The 19,155-nt window shown below is 67.5% G+C and carries 15 protein-coding genes and 2 pseudogenes; 12 read left to right on the forward strand and 5 right to left on the reverse strand.

Annotated features, from left to right (window positions below; all coding sequences use genetic code 11):
- Nucleotides 1-139: 139 nt before the first annotated feature.
- A pseudogene (locus BJF87_RS03840) lies at nt 140-1,512 on the reverse strand (wax ester/triacylglycerol synthase family O-acyltransferase).
- Between the two features lie 230 nt (nt 1,513-1,742).
- Between BJF87_RS03840 and BJF87_RS03845 the strand changes: the two are divergent.
- The 4 genes from BJF87_RS03845 to BJF87_RS03860 all read left to right on the forward strand — a co-directional run bounded on the left by BJF87_RS03845 (nt 1,743) and on the right by BJF87_RS03860 (nt 6,052).
- Nucleotides 1,743-2,255 (forward strand): vancomycin high temperature exclusion protein, encoded by a 513-nt coding sequence (locus tag BJF87_RS03845; RefSeq protein WP_051405908.1) that lies wholly within the window; start codon nt 1,743-1,745, stop codon nt 2,253-2,255.
- Between the two features lie 131 nt (nt 2,256-2,386).
- Nucleotides 2,387-3,412 (forward strand): extracellular solute-binding protein, encoded by a 1,026-nt coding sequence (locus tag BJF87_RS03850; protein ID WP_006359897.1) that lies wholly within the window; start codon nt 2,387-2,389, stop codon nt 3,410-3,412.
- A 16-nt stretch (nt 3,413-3,428) separates the two neighbouring features.
- The gene (locus BJF87_RS03855) at nt 3,429-4,967 is read left to right on the forward strand and encodes an iron ABC transporter permease (RefSeq protein WP_139319414.1); all 1,539 of its coding nucleotides are present in this window, start codon (nt 3,429-3,431) and stop codon (nt 4,965-4,967) included.
- Complete coding sequence (locus BJF87_RS03860) at nt 4,964-6,052, forward strand: ABC transporter ATP-binding protein (protein WP_006359895.1); 1,089 nt, start codon at nt 4,964-4,966, stop codon at nt 6,050-6,052. Before BJF87_RS03855 ends, BJF87_RS03860 begins: the two co-directional genes overlap by 4 nt.
- A gap of 21 nt (nt 6,053-6,073) precedes the next feature.
- Here BJF87_RS03860 and BJF87_RS03865 read toward each other — a convergent pair.
- Nucleotides 6,074-8,301: pseudogene (locus BJF87_RS03865) on the reverse strand (acyltransferase family protein).
- A gap of 156 nt (nt 8,302-8,457) precedes the next feature.
- Between BJF87_RS03865 and BJF87_RS03870 the strand changes: the two are divergent.
- The 3 genes from BJF87_RS03870 to BJF87_RS03880 all read left to right on the forward strand — a co-directional run bounded on the left by BJF87_RS03870 (nt 8,458) and on the right by BJF87_RS03880 (nt 11,579).
- On the forward strand, nt 8,458-9,009 hold the full coding sequence (locus BJF87_RS03870; protein ID WP_035752932.1) for a dihydrofolate reductase family protein: 552 nt from the start codon (nt 8,458-8,460) through the stop codon (nt 9,007-9,009).
- A gap of 122 nt (nt 9,010-9,131) precedes the next feature.
- Nucleotides 9,132-10,490 (forward strand): styrene monooxygenase/indole monooxygenase family protein, encoded by a 1,359-nt coding sequence (locus BJF87_RS03875; RefSeq protein WP_006359892.1) that lies wholly within the window; start codon nt 9,132-9,134, stop codon nt 10,488-10,490.
- 156 nt (nt 10,491-10,646) lie between these two features.
- Nucleotides 10,647-11,579, forward strand: coding sequence for an oxidoreductase (locus tag BJF87_RS03880; protein WP_035752931.1), 933 nt, complete (start codon nt 10,647-10,649; stop codon nt 11,577-11,579).
- Between the two features lie 79 nt (nt 11,580-11,658).
- Here BJF87_RS03880 and BJF87_RS03885 read toward each other — a convergent pair whose 3' ends face one another.
- Nucleotides 11,659-12,744: a dihydrodipicolinate reductase gene (locus BJF87_RS03885; protein WP_006359890.1), complete on the reverse strand. Its 1,086-nt coding sequence runs from the start codon at nt 12,742-12,744 to the stop codon at nt 11,659-11,661.
- Nucleotides 12,745-12,774: 30 nt separating this feature from the next.
- A complete protein-coding gene (locus tag BJF87_RS03890) occupies nt 12,775-13,839 on the reverse strand; it encodes a Rieske 2Fe-2S domain-containing protein (RefSeq protein ID WP_035752929.1) in 1,065 nt (354 codons plus the stop codon).
- 210 nt (nt 13,840-14,049) lie between these two features.
- Here BJF87_RS03890 and BJF87_RS03895 point away from each other — a divergent pair, with 210 nt between their 5' ends.
- Complete coding sequence (locus BJF87_RS03895) at nt 14,050-15,078, forward strand: alpha/beta fold hydrolase (RefSeq protein ID WP_042375179.1); 1,029 nt, start codon at nt 14,050-14,052, stop codon at nt 15,076-15,078.
- Between the two features lie 64 nt (nt 15,079-15,142).
- Nucleotides 15,143-15,799: a TetR/AcrR family transcriptional regulator gene (locus BJF87_RS03900; RefSeq protein ID WP_075862671.1), complete on the forward strand. Its 657-nt coding sequence runs from the start codon at nt 15,143-15,145 to the stop codon at nt 15,797-15,799.
- On the opposite strand, the gene BJF87_RS26565 is transcribed toward BJF87_RS03900, so the two are convergent.
- Nucleotides 15,796-15,921 carry a hypothetical protein gene (locus BJF87_RS26565; RefSeq protein ID WP_262338850.1) on the reverse strand — a complete coding sequence of 42 codons (126 nt, stop codon included), beginning with the start codon at nt 15,919-15,921 and terminating at the stop codon, nt 15,796-15,798. The two genes, BJF87_RS03900 and BJF87_RS26565, sit on opposite strands and share 4 nt — an antisense overlap.
- Before the next feature lie 228 nt (nt 15,922-16,149).
- Between BJF87_RS26565 and BJF87_RS03905 the strand changes: the two genes are divergently transcribed.
- The 3 genes from BJF87_RS03905 (at nt 16,150) to BJF87_RS03915 (ending at nt 19,113) form a co-directional block, all read left to right on the forward strand.
- A complete protein-coding gene (locus tag BJF87_RS03905; protein WP_040004270.1) occupies nt 16,150-16,794 on the forward strand; it encodes a hydroxyethylthiazole kinase in 645 nt (214 codons plus the stop codon).
- A gap of 64 nt (nt 16,795-16,858) precedes the next feature.
- Nucleotides 16,859-18,235 carry an LLM class flavin-dependent oxidoreductase gene (locus tag BJF87_RS03910; RefSeq protein WP_075862672.1) on the forward strand — a complete coding sequence of 459 codons (1,377 nt, stop codon included), beginning with the start codon at nt 16,859-16,861 and terminating at the stop codon, nt 18,233-18,235.
- Entirely contained in the window at nt 18,232-19,113 is an 882-nt protein-coding gene (locus tag BJF87_RS03915; RefSeq protein ID WP_075862673.1) for a sulfurtransferase, read from the forward strand. The genes BJF87_RS03910 and BJF87_RS03915 overlap by 4 nt, the downstream gene beginning before the upstream one ends.
- Nucleotides 19,114-19,155: the final 42 nt, after the last annotated feature.

Here is a 19,155-nt window from a genome sequence, read left to right on the forward strand (position 1 = left end):
ATTCTTCGCGCCGGTGGCGCGCTGCCAAGGTTGGCCTAATTCTTGCTGGTCTAAACTCACACCGAATGATACTCGCCAGTAACTTACTGTCGAGTCAGGGTGGGGAGGATCCCAATTCGCTTCTCGGGCTGCTCCGGGGTCAGCGGACGTGGGCCACTTTCTCGAGCTCTTCGAGAGCGGTGTCCAGGTGTGTCAGCAGTCGCTGCAGGCTCGGGACCTGCGCGCGAGCGCCGATCAGCCCGAAGTTGATGTGTTCGGCGGTGCTGGTCACGGTGATGTTCAACGCCAGGCCCTCCATCGCGATGGAGACCGGGTAGAGGCCGTCGAGTCGAGCGCCATTCCAGTACAGGTGCTCCGACGGTCCCGGCACGTTGCTGATGATGATGTTGAACTGTGGCGGCACGTACTGGACGAAGCCGGGGATGGTCGCGAAGGCGAGCGGCGCGAAATTGGCCGCGCCGAGCGCGAGCGCCTGCAAGGGTCTCAGGCCGCGGACGACGTTCTTGGCCTGGCGGGCGGATGCGACGACCGAGTTCAGCCGGCGTTCGGGGTCGGGCTGGTCGGTGGCCAGGTCGACCATGATCGCGGTGACGGCGTTTCCGTCTTTCTCCTCGTCGGTGTGCATCGACACCGGAACCGCGGCGACCAGCGGGGAGTCGGGCAGAGCGTCCTGATCGACGAGGTATGACCGAAGTGCGCCCGAACACATCCCCACGACGACGTCGTTGAGTGTGATGTCCAGGCGTCGGCGACCGCGCGCAGCCGACCGAGTTCCCATTGCTGGGCGGCGAACCGCCGCGCACTGCCGATCGCCACGTCGAGGATGGTTCGCGGCGCGCGGGACACCGGCGGCACGAAGTCCGGTTCCCGCACGCCGGCGAGTGCCACCTTGACGGCCGCCGGGCCGAGGCCGGCGATCTGTAGCCCGGTATCTGCGAGCCCGGACAGCCGTTCGCGCAACGACGTAGCCGGTCGGGGACGCTTCTGGCCGACGAGGGCCGGATCCCACGGCGCGGATCCGGATCTGTCGTCAGGGTCGGGCGAGAGCATGCGCTGCAGGAGGCGAAGCGCTGACACGCCGTCCACGATCGAGTGATGGATTTTGGTGTAGATCGCGACCCGGCCGTCCTCGAGCCCCTCGATGATGTGCAGCTCCCACATCGGGCGGTAACGGTCGAGAAGCGCGCCGTGACTGAGTGAGACGTATCGCAACAGTTCCCGGATGCGCCCCGGCCTGGGGAGAACCGTGCGCCGGACGTGATAGTCGTAGTCGATCTCGGCGTCGTAGGCCCAGGCGAAGTTGCCCAGCATGGTGACCGGCGGGGCTGGGCGCTTGCGGAACAGCGGATGGACCTCGGCGCACGAGGAGAACGCCTCGATGACCTCTTCGACGAGTTCGGTCGCCGACTGGCCCTCGCGCGGCACGAACAGTTGAAGCCCGCCGACGTGCATCGGCTGCTCACGTGTCTCGGCGAGGAGGAACATCGACGAGGTCACCGGCATGTACTGCATGCACACTCTCTTCCACGGTTGTCGGATGCGCGGGTGTCGGATACGCGTCGGGGCTGAGCGCAGCAGATGAGTTCAGTATCGGTCCGGCGTCACGGGAGCGGCGTCGAATGGTGATCTTGGGTGAGATGTGTTCGTACACCTAGGTTGTACAGGTGAGGTCAGCAGCTCGACTCGTCGCGCCGGTGTTGCTGGTGGTCGTCGAACTGTGGATCACCGTGGCGGCTACCTGGATGTACGTCGTGGCCGGTGACCGGGTCCTCGACGCCGAGCAGGTGCCGGACGGGTCGACGCTACTGGTGCTCGGTTCACTGGTGGAGGACGGCGTTCCCGGTGACTACGTCCGCGGCCGGCTGGACGTTGCGGCCGAGCTGTACCGGGATGGGCGAGTCGTACGAATCATCAATTCCGGCAACGGTTCTCCCGCAGCGGGCGACGAACCGGCGGTGATGCGGAGCTACCTCGAAGCCGCGGGGGTCCCGGCGCAGGTCATGGTCGACGACCCGCAGGGACTCGACACCGCGACCAGCTGTCGCCGGGCGCGGGGGGTGTTCGGCGTCGACCGACTGGTCGTCGTGACCCAGGACTTCCATCTCCGGCGCGCCATCGCGCTGTGCCGTGGCGAGGGGGTCGACGCCCGCGGCGTCGAAGCCGAATGTGACTGTCCGTCATGGACATTGGTGCGCAACCACATTCGTGAGACGGTGTTCGCGGGCCCGAAGGCGGTGCTGAGCCGCGCCGGCTGAGGTCTCTGGGTGCGTGCGCCGCGTGCGGAACCGTCGAGTCCTGTTCTATGCGGGGTCCTAGTTCGGTTAGGCTAGCCAAGTCCAGAGGGCGGTCGCTTCGACGGGGAGCGGCCGGAGGAAAGTGAGAGCGCATGAGGACCACCGGCCTGATCCGACGAGCGATCGCGACGGCCGGGGCCGCGCTCATCGCCACGAGCGTCCTCGCGGCCTGCTCGGGGGGAGACTCGGCGGGAGACGACGAGACTCTCGTTCTGTACTCGGGCCGCTCGGAATCGCTGGTCGGACCCCTCGTCGAGCGCATCAACGGAACCATTCCGGTGACGGCGGCCTACGACAAGAAGGCTGCGCAGATCCTCGAGGAGGGCGAACGCTCACCCGCGGACCTCTTCTTCGCTCAGGACGCCGGTGAGCTGGGCGCACTGGCCGACGCCTCGCTGCTCGAACCGCTACCAGCGGATATCGCCGAGAGTGTCCCCGAGGCCTACCGCTCGGAAACCGGTGCCTGGGTGTCGACATCGGCGCGCTCGCGAGTCCTGATCTACGACCCGCGACAGCTGCCCCAGAACGAACTGCCCACCGGTATCGACGGCCTGCTCGCACCCGAGTTCCGTGGCAAGGTCGGATACGCGCCCACCAATGCGTCTTTCAAGTCCTTCGTGACCGCGCTGAGGTTGACCCGGGGCGAGGACGGGGCCCGGGAATGGCTCACCGCGTTCCTGGCGAACGACCCCCAGGCGTTCGAAGGAAACGGGCAGATCGTGGAGTCGGTCAACAACGGGCAGCTCGCCGCAGGTCTGACCAACCACTACTACTGGGTCCAGGAAGTACAGGAGAAGGGCATCGAGAACGTCCCCGGCCGGTTGCACTTCTTCTCGGACGGAGATCCGGGTGCGCTGGTCAACGTGGGTGCCATCGGTGTCCTGAAGACCGCCGGGGACAAGGAAGCGGCCTTCGACTTCGTCCGGCAGTTCCTCACACCCGAAACCCAGACCTACTTCGCCACCGAGGTCGGGGAGTATCCGGTGATCGGCAACGAACCGCTCCCGGTCGACGGGCTGCCGACGCTGAACCAGCTGTCGCCGCCGAAGATCACGCTCGACCAACTCGCCGATGTGGCCGGTACCGACAAACTGCTCAACGAGGTCGGCGCTGTCTGATCGTCTGAAACGCGCGGTGTTTCGTCGTCCCGGCCGGACCATCCGGTCGGGACGACTGCTGTTGGGATTCGTCAGCGTCATCATCGCCCTGTTGCTCGTCACTCCGGTGGTGTACCTGGTCGTCCGGGTGATGGAGATCGGGGCGGACGACGCCCTCGCCTACCTCTTCCGGCCGAGAACCGGCCAATTGCTCTGGCGGACAGCGCAACTCGCCGTCCTGGTGACGTCCGCCTCGATCGTGATCGGTGTGGGCGCGGCGTGGTGCGTGACCCGCGGCGTCCGTCGTGGACGCGCGGTCGTGGTCGCCCTGCTCACCGCACCACTCGCGATTCCGTCGTATGTCTCCGGCTTCGTGTGGACACGGTTGTTCCCCGGATTCGAAGGTCTGTGGGCCGCGGTGCTCGTGCTGACCCTGGCCTGTTACCCGCTGGTCATGCTGCCGGCGATGGCAGCTCTCGCGGGGACCGGGGGGAGAGAGGAAGAGGCCGCTCGCACTCTTGGATGCAGCGCGCCGACCGCGTTCCTGCGGGTGACCCTGCCGAGAATTCGTACTGCGGTCCTCGCCGGCGGACTGCTTGTCGCGCTGTACTCGATCAGCGACTTCGGCGGCCCCGCGATCGTGAGGTTCGAGCCGTTCACGGTCGGTATCTACAACGCCTACAACGGGACTCTGGACCGATCGGTCGCCGCGTTGTACGGGCTCGTGCTCGCCACGATCGCCGTCGTCCTCGCGCTGGCCGAACGACGCGTACGTCGTGATGTCGATTCCGGTGCCACCCCGCCCCGGAGTCGCGACGCCCGTGACCGGCCCGTCGCCTGGACCCTCGTGACGCTGACCGTTTCGGTCGGCGTCTGCGTCCCGATCATCGGCCTGCTGACCGAGATCCGTGAATCCCGCAGACTCGGCTTCGACGACTTCGGTGAGCTGCTCGCGTGGGTCGCCCCGTACACCCGCACCACGCTGGAACTGTCGGCACAGGCGGCCGTCGTGATCGCGATCCTGGCACTTCCGCTGGCGTTCTTCATATCCCGTCCGCGTACTCGCACCGGGGACTCCGTGGAGCTCGTGTCCTACCTCGGTTACACACTGCCGGGTGTGACGGTCGCGCTGTCGATGGTGTTCCTGGGGACGAGGGTCCTGCCGTCCTACTACCTCACCGCGGGAATGCTGATCGCGACGTACGTGGTCTTGTTCCTGCCGGTGTGCCTCGGTCCCGTCCGATCCGGTGTCGACGCCATCCCGCTGCACGTGGCCGATGTGTCGCGAACCCTGGGCGCCGGACCGCTGGCCACTGCCGTCCGCGTGCAGTTGCCGCTGCTGATGCCGGCGGTGCTGGCCGGGTCCGCGCTGGCGTTCCTGTCGGTGGCCAAGGAACTCCCGGCCACCCTCATGCTGGCACCGATCGGCACCCGGACGCTGGCCACCGACATGTGGAGTCTCAGCAACGACCTGAACCACGGGCGGGCGGCTGTCCTCGGCCTTGTCCTGATCATCGTCGCGTCGATACCGACCGCGGCTCTGTCCACGCTGTTCGGAAAGGGCGTTGACCGATGAATGACGCTGTGCGGGTCGAGAACATCTCGGTCGTCCTCGGTGATGCGACCATCCTCGACGGGGTCTCCCTGCGGGTGCCCGCCGGGTCGATCACCGCGGTCATCGGACCCTCCGGGTGCGGGAAGACGACGCTGCTGCGCACGATCGCGGGCCTGGAACCGCTTCGGTCCGGACGAATCGAGATCGGCGGCATCGAGGTCGCGTCGGTACGCGGTGACGGAGGTCGTGACGTCGACATCCCCACCGAGCGCCGGAGTTTCGGGCTGGTCCCGCAGGAGGGCGCCCTGTTCGGCAATCTGAGTGTCGCCGGGAACGTGAGGTTCGGTCTGGGCCCGTGGTGGCGTCGGACCCCCGGACGCGCGGCGCGCACCACCGAGTTGCTGGAAGTCGTGGGGCTCAGCGAGTTTCGCGGTCGCCACCCCAGCGCATTGTCCGGCGGTCAGCGGCAACGGGTGGCGCTGGCCCGGGCGTTGGCCCCGCGGCCCGCGGTGATCGGCCTCGACGAGCCGTTCTCCGCACTCGACGCCCAGTTGCGCACCCGCCTGCGCGACCATGTGCGTGACACGATCCTGGCCGAGGGCTCGAGTGGTCTGCTCGTGACGCACGACCGTGAGGAGGCCATGGCGATGGCCGACGAGATCGTCGTGTTGATGGCCGGACAGGTGCGTCAGGTCGGGTCGCCCGAAGAGGTGTATCTGGCGCCGGCGGACGCCGAGGTCGCGCGGATGTTCGGCGAGGTCTCGGAGCTTCCCGGCGACGCGGACGGGGATGTCGTCCGGTGTTCGGCCGGACTGTTGCGATTGCGGAGGCCGGCTCGGGGTCCGGGGACGGTCATGCTCCGTCCCGGCGACCTCGACGTCGCGACGTCCCCGGACGGGTCGGAGCTCGGTCGTGCGACAGTTCTCTCGGTCAGGCCGTGCGGGGAGCACATCGAGGTCAGGGTGTCGCTGACGGCTGCCGATCCGGCCCGACACGACGACGGCGTCGAACTGTTCGTGCGGGCGGAACCGGAGTGGGCCGGTTCGCCGGGGGATCAGATCGCGTTCCGGCAGCGCCGTCCGGCGCACTTCTGCCCGGCCTGCTGACACCGACCCTCGTCCCGGGTCTCACCACCAGCCGGTGGCCTTCTGCAGGTCCGCCTCGATTGCCGGGATGAGGCTGCGCACGAACGTGGCAGACAGATGGTGGTAGTCGTGCCACATCAGGATGTTGCCGACCACCGCCGGGCAGTAGGTGTCGTCGCACATGGCGTCGGTGTAGTCCAGGAAGGTCATGTTCGGGAACTCGTCGGCGAGCGCGGCGGCCGGGTCGGTGGGCGCCATGGCCTGTGCGCGCGAGACCCCGCACACCTCGGGCTTGCGGCCGCTGGCGAGGCACTCCGGCGGCTTCAGCTTGCCGGTCGACCACGGGTTGTCGCGGATGCCGATCACCTTCTGCCCGCGGTCGCGGAACCGGGCGAAGATCTCCTTGTAGTCCTTGGGCACGTTGTCGCCCTTCTCGGACCCCTGCGGAGGACGCGTGGATGTGGTGAACACGTAGTCCGGCTTGTCCACGGCCAGGCGTTCCATCACACGATTCGACCAGTCGTTGCACTGGTAGTACTTCTGCCCGAACCAGGTGAAGACATGCTCGGTGGTGAGCGCGCAGCCCACCTTCAGATAGGTCGTCACGCGGAAGTTGTGCCGCTTGCCGATGTCGTTCAGCGCGGTGATCCACTGCTCGGCATGCGAGCCGCCGACCAGGGCGATGGTGCGGGTGGCGTCGACGTCGCCGTAGTACCCGACCTTGATCGACGGGTCCTTCCAGCCGCTGATGATCGAGTCGTAGGAGGTGATCGGCCAGTCCATGCCGACGACGTCGGGACTCGGCTGGGCGGTCACCTTCGGGACCGGCGCACCGTTGAGGAAGGCCCGTCCGCCGGGGTAGAGGCGGGGGTCGAGGTTCTCGGTGTCGAGGGTCGCGTTGGCGGCGTCGCGCTGCCAGGTCACCGCGGCGCTGCCGGCGGCCACGCTGATGACCAGCAGGATCGCGAGAAGGGCGCCGCGGTAGCCTCGCGAGTTCTGGAAGCCGGGCTTGTCCGTCTGCGTGGGCTTGATCGTCGTGTCCGGCGCGGCGTCGCCGTCGGTCGTTCTTGCGACGGTCTTCTTACGCCTGAGCGATCCAGACCGTAGCGGGGCCTCCACGTACTTGGTGGTGAGCCACGCGATCAGGACCGAGACGCCCAGGATTCCGGTGCCCTCGAGCCAGGACACCTCGTCCTGATAGCGCCACGCCATGTAGAAGATCAGCAGCGGCCAGTGCCACAGGTAGAGCGCGTAGGCGATGGAACCGAGCCACACGAGTTGCGGATGGGCGAGACCGCGACTCACCCGGGCCTGTCCCTCGGCCGGTCGGGCGGTGGCCGGGGAGCCCGCCCAGATCAGGATGAGCGTCGCGCCGACGGGCACGAGCGCCCACGCCGCGGGGTACTCCTGGACACCGGCGATCCACCAGCCGCAGGTGATGATCAGCCGAGGGCGACGAGGCTCAGCAGGTTGCGCAGGCGCGCGGACAGCGCGAGCTTCGGCATCCACACCGCGAGCAGGCCACCGGCGAGCGGCTCCCACAGTCGGGCGACGGTGTCGTAGTAGGTGAACGGCTGGTTGATGCCGTGGCGGTAGTTCGCCCAGGCGAAGGAGACGAGCGCGACGCCGAGGAGCGCGAACCCCACGATGCCGCGCACGACCCGCGGGCGTCGGAAGAACTCGACCTTGAGTGACAGCGCGCGCAGCAAGCCACCGAGAGCGAGCGCGCAAAGCAGCGTCAGCACGAAGAACTGGCCCTGCATCGACATCGACCACAGGTGCTGCATCGGGCTGTTCGCGGAGTCGGCGGCCGCATAGTCCTGCGACTCGAACGCGAGATGCCAGTTCTGGTAGTACAGCGCGCTGGCCTGCAGCTCGGCACCGAGCGGACCCCACCGGGTCGTCGGCATCACGAGGGCGATCAGCGCGGCGGTGAACGCCAGCACCAGGAGCAGCGCGGGGAGCAGTCGTCGGACCAGGCGCCAGAACCGCGGCCACGGGTTGATCGCCCGGCCCCACGACGCGGAGGCGGGCTGGGTGGCGAGCACGTGCTTGAGTAGCGAGGCGACGAAGAAGTAGCCCGAGAGCGTCAGGAAGACGTCGACGCCACCGGAGACCCGGCCGAACCAGACGTGGAAGACGGCGACGAGCGCGATCGCGATACCGCGCAGGCCGTCGAGGTCGAGCCGATAGCCCGAGGTGTTACCGGTCGCGGCGTCCTCGTTGGGCGTCGCGACGACCGGGGTCACTTCGGGAACGGGCGTGCGCACAGAGGGCGATGGTACTTGTCCAGGACGGGGCCACGCCGCCGCCGCGGCGGGTGTCGGCGGACCCACAGGAGGTTCGAAGGTTCGCTTTGTCGGGCCTACCTCGGAAAACAGCCGTAGCCTCGGACAATCCCCTCGAAACCGACTGTGAGGAGTTGCATGCTGATCTACACGATGGGTGTCTCGGTGGACGGTTTCATCCACGATCGCGACGACGACTTCGACTGGCCGGGACACAGCGACGAACTCTTCGCGTTCCACACCGACCGCGTCGGCAGCCTCGGTGGCACGATCCTGGGCCGCCGGTTGTACGAGACGATGCGGGTCTGGGAGACCGACCCGGCCATGCGCGACACCGAAGCAGGAGCCGTCTTCGCCGACATCTGGACCGCGCTGCCCAAGGTCGTCTTCAGTCGCACCCTCGACGCGGTCGAGGGCAACGCCAGGCTCGCCCGCGCGGCTGTCGCCGACGAGGTCGCGGAGGTCGTCGCCGCGACGGACAGGGACGTCGAGATCGGGGGTGCGGACCTCGCGTCGCAGGCCTTTGAACTCGGGCTGGTCGACGAGCTGCGAATCTTCCGGTATCCGGTCGTCGTCGGTGGCGGCGCCCCGTTCCTGCCACCGGTCACCGATCGCGTCGACCTCGATCTGGTGGAGACCCGACTGTTCGGTGTCGTCGCATACGAGCGCTACCGGGTGCACCGCGACTGACGCCGCCCGGCGACCACCCATTTGTTCGTGCTGCGTCTAAACCTTCAGCGACGACGATCGCCCCGGCACCCTGTCTCCCAGTCATCACACGCAGTGCATGCAACCGATCTCAGGAGACACACATGACCACACGACGATCCGTCGCGATCATCGGGGCCGGACTCGCCGGGACCACTGCCGGTCTCGGATTTCTCGACGCCGGCTTCGACGTCACGATCTACAGCGACCGCGACCGTGACTCGCTGCGCAACAAGGTGCCGCCGACCGGCGTCGGCGTGCTCTTCGGCAAGTCCCAGGATTGGGATGCCGAGATCATCGAGGATCTCTACGAGGTCGGCAAGACCACCGGCATGAGCGTCCGCCTGTACGGCGGCGCGGGGGAGGATCGCGCCCCCGTTCTCGAATACGACCCCGACTACGGTTACATCTCCGCTGCCGTCGACCTCCGCCTGCGTGCCGACGACCGCCTCGGCCGGTTCCTGGACCGCGGCGGACGATTCGAGGTCACCACCGTCGACCTCGACAACCTCGACGAGATCGCCGGGGCGGCCGACCTCACCCTCGTCGCCACCGGCAAGGGCGGACTGTCGACGCTGTTCCCGGTCGACGAGTCGCGCACCAAGTACCGCGAGCCGCAGCGTCGACTGCTGCAGGTCACGTTGACGGGCGTCGACCACGGACCGGACGTGTTCGCCTACCGCTCGCAGGCGGGCGGAGGTCACTCGCTGTACAACCTCGACAGCGAGAACGGTGAGCTGTTCGTCGGTCCGTTCCTGCACAAGGACGAGGGTGCGACCTGGTCGTTCATCGTCTTCGCGAAGCCTTGGGGCGCCTGGGCGGCGCGCATCGACGACGTCCACGACGCGGTGGGTGCCCGTCGTACCATCGCCGGCATCTTCGCAGAGTTCTTCCCGGAGGACGCGCCGGTCATCGAGCAGCTCGAGGTCATCGAGTCCGACCCGGTGTCGTGGCTCAAGGGTGCGGTCACCCCGACCGTGCGTCGGGCCGTCGCGACCACCAGCGGCGGTCACGCGGTCGCGGCCATCGGCGACACCGCGATCTCGTTCGACCCGGTCGCCGGTCAGGGTGCACAGAACGCGCTCATCCAGGTCGCCGAGCTGGTCAAGGCCGCGCGCGCCCACGACGGTGAGTTCACCGCGGACTGGCTGGCCGAGGAGTTCGAGAAGCATTGGGAGCGTCGTGGTCACGCGGCCACCGAGGTCACCCGCCTGTTCCTCGGCGACCCCGACTTCGCGACCCACCTGGAGCTGTCGTTTCCGGCTGCCGCCGTCGATCCGAACGTCGCGCAGGCACTGCTCGGCCTGCTGTCCGACCCGAATCCGCTCCTCGGTCTGCGGACCCGTGAGGATGTCGAGAACTTCATCACAGCTGTGGCGGGAGAGCCGTACGACCAGGTCCTCGCCAGGTTCGCGCCGGCCGGTCAGTTCAGCGGCGCCGCCCCAGCGCCCGTGACGGTCTGACCCTTTCGTCGCACGACCACCGGGTGCACCGCACCCCGACTGCGTTCTCCAGAACGCGGCCGGGGTGCGGTCGCGTGTGACACCCGAACCGGAACTGTCACATGAGATGTGATACGAACAACAGCGTCCGTTGTGCCGGAATCAGAGGGGGAGCGCGTGAAGACGGGTTGGACATTGGCCGACGCGCCTCCACAGACCGGGCGGGTCGCCGTGGTCACCGGAGCCAACGGGGGCATCGGCCGTGAAGCCGCCCGCGGGCTCGCCACTCTGGGCGCCACCGTGGTGCTGGCGTGCCGCAACGCCGAGACCGCCGCCGCCGCACGCGACGACATCGTCGCCGAGGTACCCGGCGCGGAGGTGGAGATCCTCGACCTCGATCTCGCCAGTCTCGACTCCGTCCGCGCAGCCGCCGAGGAGATCCGGCGATGCCATCCCCGCATCGACGTGCTGGTGAACAACGCCGGCGTCATGCGCGCTCAGCGCGACCTGACTCCCGACGGTTTCGAGATGGACTTCGGTACCAACTATCTCGGTCATTACGCGCTCACCGGGTTGCTGATGGACCGGTTGCTCGCCGCCGACGCCGCGCGGATCGTCACCGTCGGCAGTCACGCCCACCGCGCGGGCAACATCGATTTCTCAGACCTGCCCATGGACCGCACGTTCACCAGTGCCGGGGCGTACTCACGAGCCAAGCTCGCTCAGATGCTGTTCTCGCTGGAGCTCGATCGCCGGCTGAAAGCGGCTGGGGCCACGGCGATCTCGCTCGCCGCCCACCCCGGTGGCACGCGGACCGGGGTGATGCGCGAGCAGAACAAATTCCTGCAGTGGGCGTATCACGCGCCGTCGCTGCGGTGGCTCACCGATCGGTTCATCATGGATCCGCCCGAAGGGGCCCTGCCGATCCTTCGGGCAGCCACCGATCCGAAGGTCTCGGGCGGCCAGTATTACGGTCCGACAGGGAGTTTCGGCCTCGCCGGCCCGCCGATGCTCGTCGAGCCGTCGCCGAAGGCCAAGGATCGCGCGGTCGCCGAACGGCTGTGGGATATCGGCGCCGAGCTCACCGGCATCAGTATCGATCTCGGCTGAAGGGGATTCCCGAAGAGGCTTCTCGAGGGAGGGAACCCGAGGGTGGATTCACCCAGGTCGATACCGACACCGCGCCGGCTCAGCGCTTGAAGCGGCCGGCGAAGCTTCGTAGCGGGAGATCGGCACTGGTCACGATCCCGGGCGGGGCCGCGACCACCGATCGGATCGAGTTGAGTGCGGGCAGGCCCGTGACGGTCATGCCGATCGACGCGAAGTTCTCCGGGTTGGAGAGGTCGAATCCCTTGCGCGGGAAGATCATGTGCTTGGAGTAGATGTTGGGGTCGCCGGTCACCTGGGTGATGTAGCAGGCCTGAATGTTCCACGACGGGTCGGTGTGCGGTGTCATCTGCCATTCCAGATGCGATTCGACGCGCGGCACACCGTCGACCATTCCCTGGTACTTGATGTAACTACCGCCCAGCGACCCGGCGGGGAGCTGGTACCAACCGAGGTCGACGTCCTTGGTGCACGCACCCAGTTCGTAGGAGAACGCCACCTCGTCGAGTTCGAGATCGAAGGCGTCGGCCATGAGGTACACCGAGTCGGCGAAGACGGCGGTGTACTTGTAGAGCGAGTCCGGGATGGACGGGTCGTCGACCGGCAGGCCGTAGCCGACGGCCTTCCAGGTGTCGACCGAGTGGTGGCAGGAGACGTCCACCGACTCGGTGACCGTGACGTTCTCGATCTCGGCGACGTCGGCGGTGTGCACGATGCCGAGGATCTGTGCCAGACCGGGATTCATGCCGGTTCCGTAGAAGGTGGCACCGCCCTTCGTGCAGGCATCGGCGATGATCTCGCTGACCTTGCGGCCGGAGTGGTGCGGATGGTTGGTGTCCCGGTGGAAACCGGTGATCCAGTCGGCGGTGGTCACGATGTTGATCCCGGCTTCGAGGACCTGGACGTAGAGGTCCTCGTCGGGGAACACGCCGTGGAAGGTGAGCACGTCGGGTCGTGCGGCGATGATCTCCTCGACGGTGCCGGTCGCGATCACACCGACCGGTCCGATGCCGACGATCTCGCCGGCATCACGGCCGACCTTGTCCGGTGAATAGCAGTGCAGACCAACCAGTTCCAGGTCCGGATGATTGCGGATGCGGTCGATCATCTCGGTGCCGAGGTTGCCGGTGGCCACCTGGAAGACCCGGATCGGTTCGGGTGTGGTCATCGTTTGGTCCTTTCGGGACGGGCGTGGAAGTCAGGATTGCGCTGCCGCGCGAAGTGCGTCGAGCTCTGAGCGACGGATACGGACGAACTCGTCGGCTGACGCGCCGCCGTCGGGATAGAACTGTCGGGCCCATTGCCGCAGCGCGGTGAATCCGGCGTACTCCTTGCGGGACAGGGCGGGTGGATCGGAGTAGCGCTGGTGCGCCCAGATGTCGATGTCGGCGGCGAACTGTTCGATGACCAGGTCGGCCATGGTCTTTCCGTATCGGGTGATGTCGCCGGTCTCCTCGCCGGGCTTGCGGCCGATCCAGACGGTGAAGCGCACGTCCGAGGTGTGCTCGTCGACCGGCGTCACCGCGGGCATCGTCCGGTTGTCGACCATGCCCCAGCTCCGGGTGACCGAGCAGCCGAGGCCGGCGTTGATGGATTCGACACCGCTGGTGGCGTTTTCGAGGGTGGCGCCCTCGTCGAAGGCGATGGTGAAGTCGACGTAGGACACCGGACCGGAGAAGTCGTGCCGGGTGAAGTCCGGCATGAACGGTGTCTTGTGGACGAACTTGAAATGTGCGAAGTCGACGCCGTTCTCCATGATGTACTGCGGATGGATCTCCAGGCCCGGTCGGAAGAGCGTCGCGGCGGGCACCGGCGGGTAGTAGTCGTCGGCGGTGGCCTGCCCGTTGTCGCTGCCGAAGTCGGCGAAGATGTCCGGGACGTCGAAATGCGGTGAGCGCCCGTCGACGTCGTGCCAGATCCAGACGGCCTCGTTGCGTTCGACCACGGGGTAGCTGCGGATGCGCCGACCCTTGTTGGGGTGGTTCTCGTAGGGGATGCAGACGTTGCGTCCCTCCTGGTTCCACTCCCAGCCGTGGAAGGGGCAGACCAGGTTCTCGCCCTCCACGTGACCTCCGTGGCCGAGGTGGGCGCCGAGATGTTCACAGTAGGCGTCGAATACGGAGATCCGGCCGGACCGGGATCTCCAAGCGACCATGTCGCGACCGAAGTACTTCATCGTGTGCACGGTCCCGACGGCGATCTCGGTCGACCATGCGACCTGAAACCATCCGGTGGGTGTCATCGACAGCGGCGTTCGCGCCATGCGGTCACGGTAGGACGCGCTGGGCAGGAATACAAGAGGGTTCTGTGAAAAGGGTGAAACCCGCGTTCAAATGGAGGTTTGAGGGGTGCCTCGACCGGTTACTCGGGTGTCTACAATTTCCCTTCGAAACTGTTGGAACATTCAACGCTGGTTTGTATCATTGGACCGGTGCTGTGACGTGGCTTACAGCAATGACGCCGGGAGGCCGAGATGAACGCAGGTGGAGGGATCGGCGCTGCACGATTGGCGCTGACCGGACTGGTACGACCGGCTGAGGCCCGTCGCCGGCTGCGCAATCAGCAGTTCGAGAACGCGCTGTACAACTCGCGTGCGCCCGAACGCGCCTCCTGGGCCCTCACCGACGACGGTGCCCGGCTTCGGGTCCACCACTACGGTCCGGCCGATGCCCCGGTCCTGGTCCTGATCCACGGCTGGTCGTGCTGCATCGAGTACTGGAACCCGCAGATCAACGCCCTCGCCGAGCGTTACCACGTCATCGCCTATGACCAGCGGGGCCACGGGGAGAGCACGTGGGGCGGCCGCACGTTCGACGCCGACGTGCTGGCCGACGACCTCCAGTCGGTGGTCGACCAGTCCGTGCCGGTCGGGTCGAAGGCTGTGTTCGTCGGCCACAGCATGGGCGGCATCACCGTGCAGTCCTGGGCGTACCGTCACCGCGACCGGGTCGAGGAACACGCCTCCGCGCTGGTTCTCGCGAACACGACGTGGGGCGGGATCGTGGACGAGACACGCGTCCTGCCGCTGCTCAACAACCTGTGGAAGGCGCCGGCATGGCTCCCGCAGGCAGCCCTCTCGGTGCCCTTCCCGCTGCCCGGCGGCCGGTTCGCCCGCAGCCTTGTCCGGACCCGCATCCTCAACGGCCGGTCCGCGACCGTCGACCACGCCGCCTTCGTCCTCGCGATGACACGCTCCTGCGACCCGGCCGCCCGCGCGAAGGCCGCGGTCGGGCTCACCCGGCTGGCTCTCGGACCCGTGGGTGCCGAGGCGATCACGGTGCCCACCACGGTCATCGGTGGACGCCATGACCTGTTGCTGCCGCACGCGATGACCCAGCGCATCGCCCACACGCTCTCGATCCGGGGCTACCTCGACCAGCTCGTCGTGCTCGACACCGGTCATGCCTCCAACATCGAGGCGGCAGACGACTTCACCGCCGAGATCCATCGGGTCATGTACTCGGCATCGACGCCTCCCCGGTTGGAGGGTGCCGCGAGCTGAGCGGCCGGGTCTTCGCCGAGCGGCAGGGTCGAGGGTGGGTTCGCAACGGATACCATCAGCGTCCATGCCACCCGTCGATGCCGGTCGGCCGCCGGTTACTGCGGCGGCTGCCGCCCGCCGCGTGAACCGTCGCGGCCAGGCCACCCGCGACGCGATGCTCGACGCCGCGATCAGTTCGCTGGCCTCGGGTGACCCCGCGTCGGTGTCGGGCAACCGCATCGCCAAGGACATCGGCGCCACCTGGGGTGTGATCAAGTATCAGTTCGACGACATCGACGGCCTCTGGGCGGCGGTGCTGCACCGGACCGCCGAACAGCGTGGCGACCTACCTGTCAGTGTGAAACCCGAAGCGCCACTGGGCGAACGGGTGGAGGCGATCATCGAGCTCATGTACGAGGGACTGACCGCGCCGGAATCCCGCGCGATCGAGACACTGCGGGCAGCCTTGCCGCGCGATCCCGACGAACTCCGGCGACTGTTCCCCAAGACCGCCGCCGAGTTCGCCTCGTGGGGGCCGTCCTGGACCGAATCCTGTCAGCGCGCCTTCGCCGACCTCGACGTCGACCCGGAACGTGTCCGGGAGGTCGCGGCGTTCCTGCCCGGCGCCATGCGAGGTCTGGTGTCGGAGAAGCAACTGGGCAGTTTTCAGGATCAGGTGCTGGCCCGCCGCGGTCTCGCGCGGGCGATCGTCGCACTCCTCGCCCCTGCCCGGTTCGGCTAGCCTCGCCAGGCGTCCGAGGTCCGCGAGACGACGGTCTCGACGGTGAGGATCACGACGCACAGCATGGCGACCGTGCCCGGGATGAAGACCAGCAGGAGGACGGCGAACACCGACAGGAGCACTCCGGGTCGTCGGGTGTGAGGTCACGCATGGCATCCATCGTCGCCCAGGTCGGGGCGGATCGGAGTGAGGCCGCGTGGCTCGTTTCAACCCGGCGTGAATTTAAGTACGACCTCGCTGGCGAACTCCGCATCCAACTGTATACAACTAAATGCAGTTGTCGCCGTGCGATCACCTGGCGTCGTGAAGCGGACATCCCAGACTGGATCAACCAAGGAGTGAAGGTGGAGATGGAGACGACGACCATCGAGTCGTCCGAGGTGAAGACAGCCATCGCACGCCTTCGGGAGAAGGCGCCGTTCGTCTACGGCCTCACCAACTACGTCGCGGCGAACCTCAGTGCTAACGTGCTCCTCGCGCTGGGTGCCGGCCCCGCCATCGGGTCAGCGCCCGGGTGGGCCGCTGCGTTCCCCGCCGGTGCCGGCGCCGTCTGGATCAACGGTGCGGCCCTGATGTCGTCGGTGACACCCGACGAGCTCGACGAGGCGGCCGCGACGGCGCACAAGGCCGGTACTCCATGGGTGCTCGATCCGGTGGCGATCGGTGCCGGTGCGAGCGAGTACGACGCGATCCTCGCGTCGCTCGCCCGGCGTCTCGACGCGGTCATCGCGGTGTCCGGTGAGGTCGACTATCTCTGCGACCCGGCGGGTCGCGCGACCGCCGTCCCCGGTGGCGACGCGAAGATGCCGCAGGTCACCGGGACCGGATGCAGTCTGGGTGCACTCAGTGCGGCATTCTGCGCGGTCGTCGATCCGTTCACTGCCGCGGCCGCCGCACATGTGGCGTTCGCAACCGCCGGCGAGCGGGCCGGTGAGCGTGCGACCGGCACCGCGTCCTTCGCCATCGCCTTCGTCGACGAACTCTCCCTCCTCTGACGCCGACCGCCTCCGACGTCTGCCGAACCGCCCATCGCCGATCACTCGCAAAGGAGCGAATGAGATGCCCAGCAGGAAGATTCATCTGGCCGCGTTCATGAACGCCGGCCCGCAGGGGACGGTCGGTTGGCGGCACCCGGACGCCGGTGACGGTTTCCTCACCGCCGAGCACTACCAGCACATCGCGCGGGTTCTCGAGGCGGCGCGCTTCGACATGGCGTTCGTGCCCGATGCGCTCGCCGTACCGCGCAGCCTGGGCGGCTCCTTCGCTCCGGCCGTCAGATTCGGTTCGGGCACACCGCGTCTGGACCCGATGACGGTTATCACGCTGATGAGTTCGGTGACCACGAAACTCGGGGTGGCCGCGACGATGTCGACCGGCTACCAGGAGCCCTACAACCTCGCTCGCAGCATGGGCACCCTCGATCACCTGAGTGGCGGTCGCGCCGGGTGGAATGTCGTGACCAGCTTCCAGGATGCGGAGGCGCAGAACTTCAACCAGGACAAGCTTCCCGACCGTGAGGAGCGCTACGCGCGAGCCGAGGAGTTCCTCGAGGTCACCACCCGATTGTGGGACTCCTGGTCCGACGACGCGTTGATCCGAGACAAGGCGTCGGGCCGCTTCGGTCATCCCGATCAGGTGGAGGCCATCGATCACAAGGGTCGGTTCTTCCGCGTTCAGGGACCGCTCGGCGTCCCGCGCCCGCCGCAGGGCTATCCGGTCATCGTCCAGGCCGGCGCGTCGCCGACGGGCCGTGACTTCGCCTCTCGCTGGGCCGATGTCGTGTTCTGCAGTCACGAGTCGCTCGACAGTGCGGTCGCCTTCTACCAGGACATGAAGCAGCGCGCGGCAGCCCACGGTCGAGATCCCGAGCAGCTCAAGATCCTGCCCGCCGCGACCACCGTCGTCGGCACCGACTACCGCGATGCGATGGCCAAGCACGAGGCGTTCTTCGATCTCGTCGACCACGAGGCGGGCCTGTCGCGACTGGCCTATCACGTCAACGTCGACCTCACAAAGTACGACCTCGACGGTCCGCTGCCTTCGCTCGAAGTGGTTGGTGTGGAAGGCCACTACCGCGAGGTCGTGGAGTTCGCCGAGCGGGAGAACCTGTCCGTCCGCGAGATCGGGCGCTGGTACGGCGCCCGCACCGAGGGCAACATGATCGGCTCGGCCACCGACATCGTCGACACGATGGAACAGTGGCTCGACGCCGGTGCGGCCGACGGTTTCATGATCCAGGCGACGCACGTCCCGGCAGCCTTCGAGGACTTCGCCACCCTCGTGGTGCCGGAACTGCAGCGGCGCGGGCTGTTTCGCACCGAGTACGAGGGCGACACCCTGCGCGAGAATCTCGGTCTCGCGCGCCCCGAACGCGGTGAATGGCGCAACCGCGCCAAGAGTGTCGCCGACGCCGCAACTGGTGGGGCAGGTGCGTGACCGGTACCGAGAGCGCCCTCGTCTCCGCCGGATGGCTTCATCGCCGGCTGGATTCGACGATCGTCCTCGACGCGAGTGTCGAACGCTCGGTCGACGACAACGGGCAGACCGTCTTCGCCCCCGGTGGTGAGGTGTTCCGCACCGCCCACATCCCGGGAGCGCGGTTCGCCGACCTTTTCGCGGTCTTCTCCGATCCCGCGGCGGCGGTCCCCTTCACGCGGCCGACTGTGGCGCAGATGGCCTCGGCTGCGGAGCAACTGGGCATCACGCCGTCGGACGAGATCGTGGTCTACGACCAGCTCAGCGGTGCGTATGCGGCGCGGGTGTGGCTGGTGCTGCGGTCTTTCGGCTTCGACCGGGCCAGGGTACTCGACGGCGGGTTCGCCCAGTGGGTGGATCAGGGGTACCCGGTGGCCGATGGCGATGCATCGGGTGAGACGGCCGAACCGCGCATCGAGGTCCACCTGCGCGATCTCACCGGCCGGGCATTCGCCGACCTGGACGAGGTCCGGGCGGTGGCCGTCGACGAACAATCGTCCACGACGCTCGTGTGTGCGCTCCGCACCCCCGACTACACCGGTGAGTCCGGCGGCGCGCGTCCCGGCCACATCCCCGGCAGCGTGAGCGTGCCCTACCCCGACCTGCTGAACGACGACGGCACGTTCTCGACCGACCGAACCCGAAAGGCACTGCGGGCATCCGGGATCGACGCCGGTTCCGAGGTGATCCTCTACTGCGGCGGCGGGATCAACGCGGCCGGAGCCGCCTTGGCGTTTGCCGAGGCCGGATACCCGCTACCTCGTGTCTACGACGGATCGATGAGTGAATGGCGCGCTCATCCCGAACTCCCGCTGGTGACGGGTCCGCATCCACGATGAGGTCTGTCGCGCCCGGACACGGCCACCGGCTGGGGGCCCACC

Source organism: Gordonia sp. CNJ-863, assembly GCF_001942325.1.
Lineage (GTDB): Bacteria > Actinomycetota > Actinomycetes > Mycobacteriales > Mycobacteriaceae > Gordonia > Gordonia alkanivorans.